Genomic DNA, 17054 nt, shown 5'->3' with positions numbered 1-17054 from the left:
ATGAACACTTTTAAGCTGCATATTTTTATGCTTGCCGCCTTACTTTTTATGGGTTGCAAAGAGGAATCCATTAATCATATTGATGCCTCTGGAAATTGGCAATTAGCGCTCGACAACACGAATAAGTCGCATTGGAAAAGCATTAATTTTACAGATACTATTAGTTTACCTGCTGCATTAAGAGATCAAAATTTTGGTGAAAACCCAACACTTACAACCGAGTGGACAGGTAGTATTTACGACAGCACATGGTTTTTTAATCCTGCCATGGCAAAATACCGCAAAACGGACAGCCTAAAATTCCCGTTTTGGTTAACGCCCACCAAACGCTATGTTGGCGCTGCTTGGTATAAAAAAGACATTGAAATTCCTGAGCAATGGAAAAATAAAACCATCACCTTAACACTCGAACGCCCACATTGGCAAACCGAAGTTTGGCTCGACACCATTTACGGCGGTTCGCAAAACAGCCTTTCTACACCGCATATTTATAAATTTAATCAGCCTATTACTCCAGGTAAACACACGGTAATTATTAAAGTTGATAATGCTATTCGCGATTTGGATGTAGGCATAAATTCACACAGTATTTCCGACCATACACAAGGCAATTGGAATGGTATTGTTGGCGATATTTCGCTTAGCGCGGAAAATAAGCACAGCATAAAACATCTAAAAATCACTCCAGACATTAAGAATAAATCGGTTGAAGCTAAAATAATTTTAAATGAAAAACCTTCTGAAAACCTTTCGGCAGAAATTAAAATCAATGGTTTAAATCATCAGCATAAAATAGCGACAACAAGCTTTAAATTGAATGATTCTGAAGAATTGATTACCACAATCCCAATGGGTGATGATTTTAAAATGTGGAGCGAATTCAATCCTAATTTATACGAATTAGAAGCGACTTTGAGTAATGATAAAACGGAATTTGACACCAAAATATCAGTTTTCGGCATGCGTGCTTTTACTATTGATGATAAACAATTTAAAATAAACGACACACTTATTTCGCTTCGCGGAACAACCGAATGTAGCGTGTTTCCGTTGACTGGATATCCACCAACCGATGAAGCGTCTTGGGAACGTATTTACAAAATTTGCAAATCGTTTGGATTAAATCATGTGCGTTTTCATTCGTATTGTCCGCCAGAAGCAGCTTTTATTGCTGCCGATAAAGCAGGAATATATTTGCAAGTTGAAGGCCCAAGTTGGGCAAAATATTCGGTGAGTTTAGGTAACGGCAAACCCATCGACAAGTATTTAATGGAAGAAACGAAGCGTATAATTGATACTTATGGCAATCATCCATCCTTTGTTATGATGGCTTACGGCAACGAACCTTCTGGAAATTATGTGCCGTATCTTGAAAACTGGGTGAGTCATTTTAAAGATTACGATTCGCAACGCGTATTTACAGGTGCTTCAACAGGCAGAAGTTGGGCAATTATAGATAACAGCGATTTTATTGTGCGCTCCCCGCCGCGTGGTTTAAACTGGAAAAACGAGCTGCCGCAAAGTCTTTTTGATTATAGAAACAATACCGAAAATCAAGAACGCCCTTATGTAACTTTCGAGATGGGACAATGGTGCGCATTCCCAAATTTTGATGAAATCAAAAAATACACTGGTCCGTTAAAAGCAAGAAATTTTGAGTTGTTTCAAGAAGATTTAGCAGACCACCATATGACAGACCAAGCGCACGATTTTTTAATGGCTTCGGGCAAACTACAAGCCTCGTGCTACAAGCAAGAAATTGAAGCAACGTTGAGAACACCTAATCTAGCTGGTTTTCAGTTATTGAGTTTAAATGATTTTTCTGGTCAAGGGACCGCTCTGGTTGGTGTTTTAGATGCTTTTTGGGATGAAAAAGGTTATATTTCATCTGATGAATTTAGCGATTTTTGTAATGATGTGGTGCCTTTAGTGCGACTACCTAAATACACATTTTCAAATAATGAAACTCTAATTTCCGAAGTTGAAGTCGCTAATTTTAGTGGAAAAATACTTGAAAACACCAATCCGAAATGGGAATTAATCGATGAAAATGATTCTGTTTTAAAATCAGGCACTTTAAATACAAATGATATCCTGATCGGAAAAGGAAACGGTATAGGAACAATTAATTTACCATTAAATTTTGTTGAAACCTCATCAAAATTCACACTAAAAGTTAGTGTTGGTAATTACAAAAATCAGTGGAACGTTTGGGTTTATCCCGAGCTTACAGAAGTCGTCAACACATCAAATATTCATATTTGTAAAAAGCTAGATGCTAAAGCGCAAACTATTTTAAAAGAAGGTGGCAAGGTTTTACTTCTGGCTTCAGGAACTGTTGAAAACGGCAAAGATATCGTGCAATACCAAACGCCTGTGTTTTGGAATACGTCATGGTTTAAAATGCGTCCGCCACACACCACAGGTATTTTAATTAAAAATGAGCATCCTGTTTTTAGCGATTTTCCAACCGATTACTACAGCGATTTACAATGGTGGGAAGTTGCGAACAGACAACAAATAATGAATTTAGAAAACTTCCCAACAGATTTTAGACCAATGGTACAACCTATTGATACCTGGTTTTTAAACCGACGATTAGCAATGCTTTTTGAAGCCAAAGTAAACGGTGGTAACTTAATGGTTTGTTCTATTGATTTGAATGAAAGTGATGCTTCTAAACTTGTTTCAAATCAACTTTACAAAAGTATAATCGGTTATATGAAATCTGATGATTTTAAACCTGAAAACGAAGTTGCTTTGAGTGTAATTAATGAATTATTCGAGGAAAAAAAACGTGACGTTTGGAACTCGTACGTTACTGAAAACCCATAAAAATAAATGAAGTTTTTTTCAAATATAATCGGTGTTTTTGTGCTTTTGTTTAGTACAACATTGTTTGCTCAAACCATTCATATTAATGCCAATATTGATGAACCAGAAATTGTGGAAGGTCTTTTAAAAATGGGCGATCCTGGACCTAAAGGCAAAGAAATTACAGTAAACAATAAATACATGATGCTTGATGGTAAACCCGTTTTACCAGTTATGGGCGAAATTCATTTTTCACGTACCAATCCAAAAAAATGGGAAGAACTCATTTTAAAAATGAAAGCCAATGGCATTACCATTATTTCAACTTATGTATTTTGGATTTATCATGAAGAGGAAGAAGGTGTTTTTAATTGGGAAGGACAAAACAATTTAAGACACTTTATCGAACTCTGTAAAAAACATAATGTTTGGGCATATCCTAGAATTGGGCCTTGGTGCCACGGCGAAGTCCGAAATGGCGGTTTACCTGATTGGATTTTGAAAAAAGAAAACATGAAGGTTCGTAGCAACGACGAAAAATACATGGAATACGTTGACAGGTGGTACAACGAAATCTCGAAACAGCTCAACGGATTGTATTATAAAGATGGTGGTCCAATAATCGGTATTCAGTTAGAAAATGAATATTGGCGTGGTAAAGGTGGCGAATATCATATTATGGCGTTAAAAGAATTTGCTCTAAAGTATGGCATGGATTTGCCCATGTACACGGTTACGGGTTGGCGCAACGCATCGGTACCCGAAAATGAGGTCATTCCGCTTTGGGGTGGCTATCCAGCAGCACCATGGAACACCGATTTAAAGAAAATCACCAACAACGAAAGTTATGTGTTTAACAAACCTATTAACGATCAAAGTATTGGGCATAAAGATGAGTCATCAAAATACACACCTAATTATTCGTTGTACCCCTATTTTACTTGCGAGTTGGGTGTTGGCAATCAAATATCGGAGCATCGTCGCCCAATAATCGATGCTATTGATGGTGTAAGTATTTCAACATCTAGTGTTGCATCTGGTAGTAATTTACCAGGTTATTATGTGTTTGCTGGCGGATTAAACCCCGTTGGAAAATTCACCACACTTGAAGAAAACAAAATTGAATCGGGTTATTGGAATGAATATCCAGACATATCGTATGATTTTCAAGCAGCCATTCGAGAAACAGGTGAAATAGCGAAAGCTTACAAAAAGTTGAAGCCTTTTCATTATTTCTTATCCGAATTTGGTGAGCAATTAGCACCTATGACACCAATTATTCCCGAAAATAATAGCCATCCAGACAGTTTACAATACGCCTTTCGTGTAAAAGATGATAGTGGCTTTTTATTCGCTTCAAATTACTATCGCGGTTATGAAAAATCAGTTAAAAAAGATGTTCAGTTTAATATTCAATTAAAAAATGAAAGTATAAAAATCCCTTCTGAACCAATTACTATTGAAGATAAAACGCTTTTTATTTGGCCTGTAAATCTTCAAATGAATGATGTTGTATTAAAATATGCTTCAGCACAACTCATTTGTAATGTATATAACAAAAAAACAGAAGATTGGTATTTTTTTGAAAACGATGGCATTCGTCCTGAGTTTTTGATCGCTAAAAACAATGTTACCAGTGTTAGTCTTAACGGAAAACCCATCAGCAGAAATAACGGAAACTTTTTAATTAAAAATGCGTCATCTGGATTGGGAAACCCCATTATCATAAAAACTATCAACGGAAAAACCCAACGCATTTTTGTGCTTTCCCAAGTAGAAAAAGATAATTTTTGGCTGTTTAAACACAAAAATAATGACTATGCATATTTGTCCTCTGGGAATTTAACCATGAATAACCAAGGCGGCGAACTAAATCTGTTTTCAACCGATGCTTCAAATGACATTACAGCCTTAAACGGAACTTTAAAAGCTTCAGGAAAAACAAAAATCAGCAAGCAAAATGGTTTTAAAACTTTAACCAAAATAAACACTGAAAAAAGCATCAGTTTTGAATTGGATACAATCGATTTAAGCTCAACTGCGAAATGGCTTAAAATTTCACCTGAAAGCTATTCCGCTAAAAAAGAATTATACAACAAACAGTTTTATAAAACCATTACTTTAAACGAACCGTCTGAAATAAAAAAAGCGCTATTTTATTTCTATTCCGAAGAAAATGGCAATATCAGAATCAACGGAAAATGGTTGAACCAAACCATAAAAACTGGCACTAAAAACACACTCGATTTAACAGGTTATTTAAAACTAGGCAAAAACGATATACTCATAAATTACCCTTACACCAATCAAGAAAAGGCATTTTTAGGTGTTTTAGAAGTTGAATTTTACACCGCAAAAAAACTATTTTTTCCAACCGATTCAAGCTGGACAACCACCGAGCAATACAAAATTCCGGCGCCTTGGGAAGGAATTCCTAAAACCGAAAAACCTGACATTGTTACAAAACCAAAAGATGTTAAAGAGTTATCGTTTTCACCTTATCGTTACGAATTGAAATTAGATACCGAAGCTATTAAAAACTACAAAAATGTATTTTTACGAATTGATTATTGGGGCAATAAAATAAAATGCTATTCTGGAGACAATTTGGTTGCCGATAATTTTAACAACGAAACCACATGGAGCATCAACCTAACAGACATCAATGTAACACCTCACAAACCTTTAGTTTTTGAAATCACACCATACGACAGCGAAAACCCAAAATTTTATTTCGATAAACCACAAACGTTTGATAAAACAGGCATAAAACACATTGAAATTAACCCTGAATTTCATCATGTTTTTGAGGTAAGGTAAAATGGAGCAATTTTAAAAGAATAATTATTTGTCATATTGAGCGTAGTGGAAAAATTTACCAGTAAAATTATTCAATTTGGGTTCGGCTGCGCTCAACCTGACTAAATTAATCGGTTTTTAAAGCCTCAAAAAAGGCTTCATCCTGCTCGAAAGCAGTACCAATTACAACCAAATCGGCCCCTGCTTGGTAGGCGCTTTGTAATGCAGTTTTACTTCTTATTCCACCACCAACAATCAAAGGAATGTTTAGTATTGCTTTAACCTGTTTTATAATATTTAAATCTACCGCATTTACAGCGCCACTACCCGCTTCTAAATACACGAGCTGCATTCCTAAAAATTCGGCAGCTTTGGCGGTATCAACAATTTTATCAACTTCATTTTGCGAAATTGGTTGCGTGTTTGTTACGCGTTGTACGGCAGTTTCCTTACCGCTTTCAACTAAAATGTATCCCGTAGGAATCACTTCTAAATTGGTCGATTTTAATTTAGAAACGGCTTCAACATGTTTACCAATTAAATAATCGGGGTTTCTGCCCGAAATCAAGCTTAAAAACAGAATAGCGTCGGCCGCATTGGTAATTTGCGTTACATCGCCCGGAAACAAAATAACAGGCAACGTTGTATACTTTTTTATTTCAGTCACTAAAGTTTCAGTTGCATCCACTTCAACGGTACTGCCTCCAACAAAAATATGCGTCGCTATCGATGCATTTACTTTTGCTATAAAACTCGCGGTATTTTCAACTAAAAATTTATCCGGATCAATTAAAACAGCAAGTAGTTTTTCTTCCTTTAAAATAGAAGCTTTTATCTGCTTTAATATGTTATTGGTTATTGCCACAGGCGCTCAAAATAGTCTAATAAATTACTGAATGGCGTAAGCACAAGTAAAACCTTCAAACTCGAAACATGCCACATGGTAGCGGTGTTTTTCTTGATTATAATCAATCCAAGCAATTGTATCTTCGGCGTTGGTAGAAAACGGAATAACCAAACAATGCTGCTTAAAACTTAAACCTGGTGTTGCAAATAATTTGTACAATGATTCTTTAACACACCAAATTTTAGTGAGGTATTGCACATAATCGTCGGCGTTTTCATTTAAATAATTAGCTTCATAATTAATAAACTTATGCGCTATAATTTTTATTTTCTCACGCTGCTTTTCAATATCTATCCCAACAATACCATCACTAATCACAACTGCCGCAAAAATAAACGAATGCGTAATTGATATTTGTTTACCGTCTTTTAAATGTGGTTTACCGTTTTCATCATAAAACAAATCGGCATCGGTATACCCAAAAGCGCCTAATAAATGGCGCACACTTAAAAAACCACGTTGATGTAGTTCACTTTTCATACCTAAAACACGTTTTAATGTTTCAGGTTTTAACTCTAAATCTTGCATTAAAAAATCGTAAGATTCGGTTATCTTCCAGATTTTAACGGTAGTTTGTGAGTTTGGTGTAATGGTTTTATAAAGTGGCATGTAATATTCTAAACTTATTGATTATCTTTGCACTGCCTAAGGCATTTTTGGCATTTTATGGCAAGCGAATTTAACCAAATTAAGTGCTAAATCCCAAAGGCAAATCGATTAAAAAAATTTAGAAAGACATAAATATGAGCACTAAAACAATTCCGTACGTAGCAAACAAAGTAAAAGATATTACTTTGGCAGAATGGGGACGCAAAGAAATTGAATTAGCCGAGGCCGAAATGCCAGGTTTAATGAGCTTACGCGAAGAGTATAAAAACGAACAACCTTTAAAAGGTGCGCGTATTGCTGGATGTTTACACATGACTATTCAAACGGCTGTGTTAATTGAAACTTTACAAGCGCTTGGTGCCGAGGTTACATGGAGTTCTTGTAACATTTTCTCTACCCAAGACCAAGCTGCTGCTGCTATTGCTGCTGCTGGAACTGCAGTTTACGCATGGAAAGATATGACCGAAGAAGAATTCGATTGGTGTATCGAGCAAACCTTATTTTTTGGCGAAGACCGCAAACCACTTAACATGATTCTTGATGATGGTGGCGATTTAACCAATATGGTTTTAGATAAATACCCAGAATTAGCTGCAGGAATTAAAGGTTTAAGTGAAGAAACTACAACAGGTGTTCACCGTTTATACGAGCGCGTAAAAAATGGTACGTTACCCATGCCTGCTATTAACGTAAACGACTCGGTAACAAAATCTAAATTCGATAACAAATACGGTTGTCGCGAAAGTGCTGTTGACGCTATTCGTCGTGCTACTGATGTTATGCTTGCCGGAAAACGCGTAGTTGTTTGTGGTTATGGCGATGTTGGTAAAGGTACCGCAGCTTCGTTTAAAGGTGCTGGAAGTATTGTAACTGTAACAGAAATCGATCCAATTTGTGCTTTACAAGCTGCTATGGATGGTTTTGAAGTTAAAAAACTAGAAACCGTTGTTGGTAACGCCGATATAGTTATTACAACCACTGGAAATAAAGACATTGTTCGCACAGAACACTTTAAAGCCATGAAAGACAAAACTATTGTTTGTAACATTGGGCATTTCGATAACGAAATACAAATGGCTTGGTTAAACGAAAATTACGGCAACACTAAAAACACCATTAAACCTCAAGTAGATAAATATACTATTGATGGTAACGATATTATTGTACTTGCCGAAGGTCGTTTAGTAAACCTTGGTTGTGCTACTGGTCACCCAAGTTTTGTAATGAGTAACTCGTTTACCAACCAAACTTTAGCGCAAATCGAGCTTTGGAACTATAGTGATAAATACGAAAACGACGTGTACATGCTACCAAAACATCTAGATGAAAAAGTAGCCAAACTACACCTTGAAAAAATTGGCGTAGAACTTACCGAGCTTAAACAAGACCAGGCCGAATACATTGGTGTAACCGTTGAGGGTCCTTACAAACCAGAACACTACAGATATTAAGACAATACTAAATAATGTCACACTGAGCGCAGTCGAAGTGTTTTTCAGTATCTAAAAAACAAAATCCCAAGCAACATAAGTTTGGGATTTTTTTTGCTCTTTATTTTTTGGGCGTTACCACAAGGGTCGGGCTTTTCGCTATATCTTTTTCTCGTACCTCAAAAAAGGATGCCGCTACAATCCCTAACGCAAACTACTTCTCGATACTATTTATCGTGCCTTGAAACCACTCGAAGCGACGGTAACTTATAAAAAAACTTTAATAGTAAACACACGTCAGTTCGAGTGATCCCGATAACATCGGGATTGTATCGAGAACCTTTAATGATTAAATTTCTTTTTCGCTAAATTCGGTAGTTTATCAAACTCCCCATTTATTAAAGCTTCTTTCTTAGCTCTAGACCATTTTTTTATTTGTTTTTCAGTTTGAATAGCCATACTAATATCTGTGAATTCTGCATAAAACACCAATTCTAAAGGTCTTCGTTTATAAGTATAACTTTCTATATATCTTCCTGCTTTATGCTCTTCTAATCTTTTAGATAAGTTAGACGTTATACCTGTATAATAAGAATCATAAGAACATTTAAGGATATAGACATAAGATAATTTCATTTTCAAAATATAATTGCTTCTCGATACGATTTCTCGTGCCTCAAAATCACTCGAAGTGACGGTAACTTACAAGAAAACATAAATAGCAAACGCACGTCAGTTCGAGTGATCCCGATAACATCGGGATTGTATCGAGAACTTTTAATTGCTAAATCTAATTTGGTTTAACATAATATAAAATAAGACTTCTCTATACAATTTCTTCGTACCTCGAAATTACTCGAAGTGACGTGACGTACAAATTAATACTGCTCAAAATACCACCACAAACTGGAATCTATACTCGATTTCATTTTGTTAATATCGACTTCTTCTTTTAAAAACACGGTAAGGTTTTCATTGGCACGGTTACGGCCAATACTTTCTCTTATTTCAATAGTTTCAATTTCACTAAAATGCTCTAAATGTGTTTTAATTCTTGCATCTAGCGACTCATCGCCTAAAAAAATCTTGATGGTAGGTTGCGTTGGGGAATTACGAATTTCTGATCTAAACGGTAGCATAATCTCATCAATTTAAGTTAAACAATCTTGGTTTTAGTTGGTAATTACTAAAGTTACGAATTTATTTAATATCTTTTTCTAAATTAAAATGCAAATGAGTAACAGGCAACTAGACATATTAACTCAACAATTAGCGCAAATTGAAAACCTTATACCACAAATCAATTTAACTAATACTAAAACCTCTAAAGCCTCAATTGGTTGGCATTTAGATCATAGTTTGAAAGTATTTAATGTAGTTAGTACCGCAACAATACAATCGAATCCAGAAGATTACAAATGGACATTTAATTTCTGGCGGGCGCTTTTATTACCTATAAATTACATACCTCGCGGTAAAGCCAAAGCGCCTAAATACGTTTTACCTCCAGAAAACATACTCGAACAGGACATTCGCAATCAGTTAGAAACGGCAAGATTTAATTTAAATGCTTTGCAACATTTACCTAAAACTAGCTATTTTAAACATTTTATATTTGGCAAACTAAGCAAAAAGAAAACACTTAGATTTTTGCAAATGCATACACATCATCATTTAAAAATTATTAATAAAATATTATAAAAAAACCCTTCCTACGAATAGAAAGGGCTTCAAAAAAAATTAACTTCAAAAAAATTTACTCTAAATTTAATAAGGCTAAATCGTGAAAAAAGAAGTCTTTTTCATCATTCATAGAAACAAATAATCCGTTAGGGAATTTGCTTCCTAATGCTACGGTTGTAACATCGCAACCATCGGTTTCAATGGTTCCTAAATTTATTTCTTTAATAAAAGCATTTGTTTTTAAATCGAACACGTTAAACGTATGCGCTTGTTGATTCGAGACAATTACAAAGCCTTTATCTTGATATTTGGCAATACCAATACCTTCTATATCTTCAGTGAAGTATTCGCCTCCAAAACAACTTAATTCTTCGTCGCCCATACTTGGTTCGGCATAATATTTACGAATACAATGGCCTTCATCGGAATAATACACGATACCATTTTCGTTATCTACAGCAATGGCTTCAATTTCTTTTTTCCCACTAAAGTCACCAAACTTACGCACCAAGTTAGCATGTACGCCTAAACTATCGGATACCAATTCGTATTGATATAAATAACCTGTTTTTGGTCCTGATTTTCTTCCAACAATAGCGTAAATAGTTTCGGTTTTTGGCGATTTGTACAATGCAATTCCCATAGGTGCATTGTGTTCCAATTCGGTAGCATCGGTAAACACTTTAAAACCACCACCATCTAGTGGTTTCATATCTGGGACCGAAAATACGCGCATTTGTTGTTTTTCTCTTTCGGTGAAAGCAATTATATCGGTTTTGGTAGAATCGGTTAACTTAAAACCATATTCTAAATCGACGTTATTTGGACGTTGGATGTTTTTTATGCTTTTTTCATGGATTATTTTTCCATCTAAATCGAAGGCATAAACACCGCCGTTTGTTTTTTTATCGGTACCAAAAACTATACTTTTTGATGCATCGTTTGGGTTTACCCAAATGGCAGGATCGTCGGTATCGTTTGGTGTTTTTTCGGTAATAACTGTTGGCTCAATTACTGGCAATTGTTCTTTACAAGATACAATTGCCAGTAAGCTAAACCCGTATAAAAGTTTTTTCATTTTTATTTTTTAAATAAGTCGTATTTTATACCAATTGTAAAACGTTGCCCATAGTATTCGCGTTGCATTGTACGACTGCTTACACCTTGGTAAAAACGTAGTGGTTGGTTGGTAATATTGTTTAAGCTTGTGTATGCGCTTAACCCATTACCAAAAGCATATGTTGCGTTAAAATCTAAGAAAAATTGCTTGTCGTAGTAACGATCTTCAAAAGCATTTCCTCCAATTTCATCGATATAAGAATCTGAGAAATTACTAGATAAACGCACACTTAACTTGTTATTTGCATACCCTAAAGAAGCATTAAACATATTTGGCGCTGTGTTTGGTAAACCTAAATCGTCGCGCTCGTCGCCATCTTCGTTCCTAATACCATTAGCATCAGAGGTTAAATGTGTATAGTTTAAATATATATTAAAATCTTTAGCAAAACCTGGTAAGAAATCTAATTTTCTTTGGAAAGCAAATTCGAAACCTAAAACCGAAGCATCATCTCCGTTTAAAGGCTGGTATACTTCGAAACCTGTAGTGTCATCACCATAAGTATCATCGGTCGTTTCAGTTTGATAAGTATAAATAAAATCGTTTATTTTTTTGTAGAAAACACCTCCAGATAAAATACCAACAGATTTAAAATAATGTTCTGCCATAACATCAAAATTCATCGATGTTGTTGGATCTAAATCTGGGTTACCAAGTACAATTTCGTTGTCTTCGTTAATAATTTCTGCTCTAGGAATTAAATCGGCATAGTTAGGACGCGCCAAAGTGTTTGTCCATGCAAAACGAAAAACAGTGTTGTCGTTTAAATCGTGTTTTAAATGTAAACCTGGTAAAATATTAAGGTAAGAGTTAGTTTCGCTTACTGCTTCAACAATAATATCTTCATCGATGCCAGCATCTTCATCTTCTTCAATAAATGTTAATCTGTAACCTTCAGAGTCTAAATTTGTGCTTTCAATTCTAACACCAGCTAAAATGCTTAATTTGCTAGTTAATTGCTGACTTGTCATAATATAACCAGCGTAAACATTTTCGTTTACATCGAAGTTTCCGCTTTGGTATTCATCAACTAAATCTTCACCTTCAAATTGCGTAGCATCGGTTAAGTTTAAACTTCCAATAAACTCTGGTGTAGCAAAAGTTCCGGTTTGGTATTGGCTTCCAGCTAAAAAGTCTGGATCGGTATAATTTTTGGTTGGCAAAGTTCCTAATAAATCGAAGGCTGCATCCTCAGGAGAATATTCGGTAAAATCGTTATCTCTGTTTTTGTTTTTAAAACGCCCACGAACACCAAATTTTAAAAATCCGTCTTCGCTATTAAATAGGTTTACAGGTAATTTAAAGTTAACAAATACATTCATATCTGTTTCTTCGGTGTATTGGTTTTCTTCGGTTAACTCATCGAACTCAAAGTTATTATATGCGGCATCGGCTGCATTTACAGGTGTGTAAAGCGGAAATTGAGAGTCGTTATTATAGTTAATAGTATAGGCACTTTCGTGAACTAAATAACGTTCGTTTAAACGTTCTTCGGAAGCTTTTGCATAAGACGCCATCCAGTCTATTTGTAAGGTATTAGCCAAGTGATTACCACCTAAACTAAAGTTAAACATACGTTGGTCTTCTAAACGTGTGTTTTTGTTACGATTGTTATCTATACCTGCTTTTGTTTCGCGTTTAGCTTCAACAGGAAACATGGTTAAATTTCCGTTACTATCAACACTAAAATCGCCAGCTTCAATATCTTCGCCATCAAGAATTTCGTGTTCTAAAACAAAACGGTTTTCTCGATCGTCTCTCCAGTTGTAAATAGACTTAAAATAAACACTGTTATTATCGTTGAATTTATAATCTAAATTAGCCGAAAAACTTCTACGAATACGTTGCACTAAATATTGGCGTATTTCGAAAACGTTGGTGTATGGGTTAACATCAACTTCTTCTAAATTATCTTCGTCGCCATTATTGTACTCGAACTCATCGGTCCATTCGGCTTCAAAGTTATCACTACCAAAATCGTTATCGTTGATTGATGCAGACACCATCCAACCAAATTTACCGTTATCACTTCTATCACCTAATAAAAACTGACCGTTTAAAATACGTTTTCCGGTAATTGAATTTACACCAGAACCAGCGGTTGCAGATAAACGAAAGCCTTGAGGCGAAGTTCGTGTAATTAAATTTACCGAACCACCAAGTGCATCGGCATCCATATCTGGCGTTACGGCTTTATTAACTTCGATAGTTTGAATCATGTCAGACGGAATTAAATCCATTTGAACCTCTCTGTTATCACCTTCGGCAGATGGAATTCTACTTCCATTTAAAGTTACCGAGTTTAACTGCGGCGCTAAACCACGAACAATAATATTTCTAGCTTCACCTTGATCTACTTTCATGGTAATTCCAGGAATACGCTTAACTGCATCACCAATATTGGCGTCTGGAAATTTCCCAATTTGATCGGTAGAAACAATATTAGTAATATTTGTTTTATTCTTTTGAGTGTTTAAAGCTCTGGCTTGTCCACCAATAGAATAGCTTGTAATTTCAACGGCATCTAGTTCGGTGTTTTCTGAAGCTAAATGAATATCAACAGAAACAGTTTGTCCTGCCGTAACCGTTACCGCTTCTTTATAATCGGCATAGCCTAAATATTTAATTAATATGTTGTAGTTACCTTCTGGAATATCTACTAAGGTAAATTTACCATCAAAATCGGATACTGCTCCTTTTTTAAGTTGTTCAATTATAACTGTAGCCCCTGGAACAGTTATACCATTATCGTCTGTAATAACCCCTTGTAAATTTCCATTTTGTGCAAATGAAAAACTCGTAATTAATATTAAAACGAATAATGCGAAATAGTTTTTTCTCATTTTTTTATGATTAATTTTTAGTTGAGACAAAACTATGTTCCAGGCTATGTTTTTAGCTAAAATTAATGTTAACAAAAGGTAATAAACCACCCATTTTAGGCTATAAAAGAAGGCAACATTAACATTTAAGTAACATACAAAACATGTTTAGAAAACACCAACTATAAATTAATTAAATACGCCTGCAGGTCGTCCTTTTGAGCTATTGGTAGCTTTTTTCGCATTCTATATCGGGCAATTCTAACGCTATCTGGTGTAATATTAAGTATAGAAGCAATGGCCTTTGAAGTTAAATTTAAACGTAACAACATACATAAACGAAATTCGGACGATGTTAAGGTTTCATCTTGTAATTGCGCTTTTAAATTTTTAAAGAAATTGGGATGAATTTGACTAAAAAAGTCCATGAGTTCTGTCCATTCGTTATCGTTAGATAAATCGGAATTTATAGCTTTAGATAAATCGACTAATTTCGATTTTACGAACTCACCATTTCTAGATTTTAAATTGGTTAAAGTTCTAGACAAATCGGTAAGCATTTTGTTTTTGTGTGCTATTTTTAAACTGTAATTTGTAAGTGCCGAAATTTTAATATCTATTTCACGTTTTAACGCCTCTTCTTCGGCAGTTTTAATATCCAAATCGGCTTGAAGTAATTTTTGTTTATACTTTAACAGTTTTTGTTCTTGCTTTTTACGCTTTCGTAAATAAATTAACCAAAGCAAAAACACCAAAATTACAGCCAAACTTACCAATATAATAGCGGTTTGTTTTGCTTTACTAACTTGATTTTGCTGGTTTAATAATGCCACTTTAGCTTCAGCTTCCTTTACATTATGTAGCACTTGCATCGCGCTTACTAAATTAGCATTATGCACCTTTAACTCTTGTTCGCTAACCTGTTGTTGTTTGGTTGTGTAACTATAAGCCGTTTCAAAATCGTTTAATTCGGCATAGGTACGTGCTAAATCTTTTAATGCGCTTTCTTCTTGCGAAATATTACCCGATTTTAACGCTAACTGAAGTGCCTTTTCCGAAAACTTTAACCCTTCTAAAATAAAACCTTGTTTACGTTTTACATCTCCAAGATTGTTTAGGATATTTATTTTTAAATCGGAAAGACTATCGGTTTCAAAAGTATTGGCTTTTTCAAAAAATGTTTGAGCCAATTTGTATTGCTCTAAATCTTCATAAATACTCCCAATATTTTCGTTGGTTAGCGCTATTCCAGTACTGTCTTTTAATGCCTTGAAAATAGATAAACTATTGTTTTCATATTGCAATGCTTTGTTATAATCGCCTAATTTTTCAAAAACACTACCTAAAATCGCATTTGCCGTAGCTAAACCTTTTTTGTAATTAATTTTTTCGGCTAAAAAAACGCTTTCATTTAAATAGGTTTTAGCTTCATCAAATTGTTTTAAATTTTGGTGAATAGCCGCAATTTGATTATTTGCATAAACAAACAACGAATCGTTTTTTAATTGAAACTCTTGAGCAGTATGGTAATTTTTTATAGCCTCGCTATCTAAACCTAGGCTTTTATAAAAATCGGCTAATTGTATATAGTTTTTAGCCAACAGCATAGTATCTGAAGTTTTATTGGCAAGAATAAGCGCTTGCTTAAGTTGGTTAATTTTTTGAGTAACATGTTTTGAAACTTCTAGTTCTTGAGCTCCTAAAAAACCAACCAAAATTAAAAATACGCCAATAAAAAGTTGCTTAGAATACCGCATAAAAAACAAATATAAAAGTGCTAATAACTCACTTGTTTTTAAACTAGATGCAACCTAAACATTAATTTAGTATTAAACTTAATAAACACAGAAACCCTTTCTGAAAAAATCAGAAAGGGTTTATACTATATTTTTAAGAAACAGTGCTCCTAAATATTAAGCCTGAAAAGGCTCGATAGAAACATAAGATTTGTTATCTTTTTTCTTAGTAAACTTTACAATACCGTCAACTTTTGCATGTAAAGTATGGTCTTTTGATGAATACACATTTTCACCTGGGTGATGTGTGTTACCTCTTTGTCTAACGATAATGTTACCTGCAATTGCAGCTTGACCACCAAAAATCTTAACACCTAAGCGTTTCGATTCTGATTCTCTACCGTTCTTAGAACTACCTACTCCTTTTTTATGAGCCATTGTTTTAAGGTTTTATTGTTATACTTAAGCGGTTTTGCAATTACGCTTTACCACCGTCTAATTCGTCTTGCCATTTCTTTAACTCATCCCACTTACCTTCAGCAGCTAATTCAGCTTGCTTTGGCCAAGTATCTGTTACGTGGTTACCACGAACACCTGCGATAATTTCAGAAATTTTAGCAGCATCAGTTTTTGCTAATTGAGCGAAAGTGGTAATTCCAGCTTCAGCTAAAGTTTCAGCAATTTTTGGTCCAATACCTTCTACTTTCTTTAAATCATCACCTTTCGATGATTTTTTAGGAGCAGCCTTTTTAGCTTCTACTTTTGGCGCTTCCTTTTTTGGAGCAGCTTTTTTTGCTGGTTTAGCTCCTGAAGCTACAATGCTTTCAATTACGATTTCAGATAAGGCTTGTCTGTGACCATTTTTCACACGGTAACCTTTACGTCTTTTCTTTTTGAAAACTATAACTTTATCACCTTTAAGGTGCTTTAAGACTTTTGCTCCTACTTGAGCTCCGTCTATAGCTGGGGCGCCTACAGTTACATTGTCACCATCACCTAAAAGAAGAACGTTATCGAAAGAAACTTCTTTACCTTCTTCAGTTTGTAAACGGTTAACATAAACTTTTTGGTCTTTTTCAACTTTAAATTGTTGCCCTGCTATCTCTACAATTGCGTACATAGCGTAACGTTTAT

General features: G+C 34.8%; 13 protein-coding genes. 4 read left to right on the top strand and 9 right to left on the bottom strand.

Annotated elements, in window-relative coordinates:
- Together PK35_RS13165 and PK35_RS17190 are read left to right on the top strand one after the other, a co-directional pair.
- Entirely contained in the window at positions 1–2835 is a 2835-nt protein-coding gene (locus PK35_RS13165; RefSeq protein ID WP_044627024.1) for a glycoside hydrolase family 2 TIM barrel-domain containing protein, read from the top strand.
- A 6-nt stretch (positions 2836–2841) separates the two neighbouring features.
- A complete protein-coding gene (locus PK35_RS17190) occupies positions 2842–5634 on the top strand; it encodes a beta-galactosidase (RefSeq protein WP_052825995.1) in 2793 nt (930 codons plus the stop codon).
- Between the two features lie 106 nt (positions 5635–5740).
- Here the strand turns inward: PK35_RS17190 and PK35_RS13155 are convergent, their stop codons facing one another.
- Together PK35_RS13155 and PK35_RS13150 are read right to left on the bottom strand one after the other, a co-directional pair.
- On the bottom strand, positions 5741–6472 hold the full coding sequence (locus PK35_RS13155; protein ID WP_044627149.1) for a phosphoglycerol geranylgeranyltransferase: 732 nt from the start codon (positions 6470–6472) through the stop codon (positions 5741–5743).
- Between the two features lie 30 nt (positions 6473–6502).
- Positions 6503–7129, bottom strand: a complete 627-nt coding sequence (locus tag PK35_RS13150) for a 4'-phosphopantetheinyl transferase family protein (protein ID WP_044627023.1) — start codon at positions 7127–7129, stop codon at positions 6503–6505.
- Between the two features lie 134 nt (positions 7130–7263).
- On the opposite strand from PK35_RS13150, the gene ahcY reads away from it, so the two are divergent.
- A complete protein-coding gene (gene ahcY / locus PK35_RS13145; protein ID WP_044627022.1) occupies positions 7264–8580 on the top strand; it encodes an adenosylhomocysteinase in 1317 nt (438 codons plus the stop codon).
- 321 nt (positions 8581–8901) lie between these two features.
- Here ahcY and PK35_RS13140 read toward each other — a convergent pair whose 3' ends face one another.
- Both PK35_RS13140 and PK35_RS13135 read right to left on the bottom strand, forming a co-directional pair.
- Positions 8902–9195, bottom strand: a complete 294-nt coding sequence (locus PK35_RS13140) for a GIY-YIG nuclease family protein (RefSeq protein ID WP_044627021.1) — start codon at positions 9193–9195, stop codon at positions 8902–8904.
- A gap of 242 nt (positions 9196–9437) precedes the next feature.
- Positions 9438–9698: an RNA-binding protein gene (locus PK35_RS13135; protein ID WP_044627020.1), complete on the bottom strand. Its 261-nt coding sequence runs from the start codon at positions 9696–9698 to the stop codon at positions 9438–9440.
- 94 nt (positions 9699–9792) lie between these two features.
- On the opposite strand from PK35_RS13135, the gene PK35_RS13130 reads away from it, so the two are divergent.
- Entirely contained in the window at positions 9793–10260 is a 468-nt protein-coding gene (locus tag PK35_RS13130) for a DUF1569 domain-containing protein (protein WP_044627148.1), read from the top strand.
- Positions 10261–10315: 55 nt separating this feature from the next.
- On the opposite strand, the gene PK35_RS13125 is transcribed toward PK35_RS13130, so the two are convergent.
- The 5 genes from PK35_RS13125 to rplU all read right to left on the bottom strand — a co-directional run bounded on the left by PK35_RS13125 (position 10316) and on the right by rplU (position 17040).
- Complete coding sequence (locus PK35_RS13125) at positions 10316–11320, bottom strand: phytase (RefSeq protein ID WP_044627019.1); 1005 nt, start codon at positions 11318–11320, stop codon at positions 10316–10318.
- Positions 11321–11322: 2 nt separating this feature from the next.
- Positions 11323–14205 carry a TonB-dependent receptor gene (locus PK35_RS13120; protein ID WP_044627147.1) on the bottom strand — a complete coding sequence of 961 codons (2883 nt, stop codon included), beginning with the start codon at positions 14203–14205 and terminating at the stop codon, positions 11323–11325.
- Between the two features lie 161 nt (positions 14206–14366).
- Positions 14367–15941: a tetratricopeptide repeat protein gene (locus tag PK35_RS13115; protein WP_044627018.1), complete on the bottom strand. Its 1575-nt coding sequence runs from the start codon at positions 15939–15941 to the stop codon at positions 14367–14369.
- A 156-nt stretch (positions 15942–16097) separates the two neighbouring features.
- Entirely contained in the window at positions 16098–16358 is a 261-nt protein-coding gene (rpmA, locus tag PK35_RS13110) for a 50S ribosomal protein L27 (RefSeq protein WP_044627017.1), read from the bottom strand.
- 40 nt (positions 16359–16398) lie between these two features.
- Positions 16399–17040: a 50S ribosomal protein L21 gene (rplU, locus tag PK35_RS13105; RefSeq protein WP_044627016.1), complete on the bottom strand. Its 642-nt coding sequence runs from the start codon at positions 17038–17040 to the stop codon at positions 16399–16401.
- Positions 17041–17054: the final 14 nt, after the last annotated feature.

This window comes from Neotamlana nanhaiensis (genome assembly GCF_000943555.1).
GTDB lineage: Bacteria > Bacteroidota > Bacteroidia > Flavobacteriales > Flavobacteriaceae > Neotamlana > Neotamlana nanhaiensis.
This window is presented reverse-complemented; position numbering and strand designations above follow the sequence as displayed.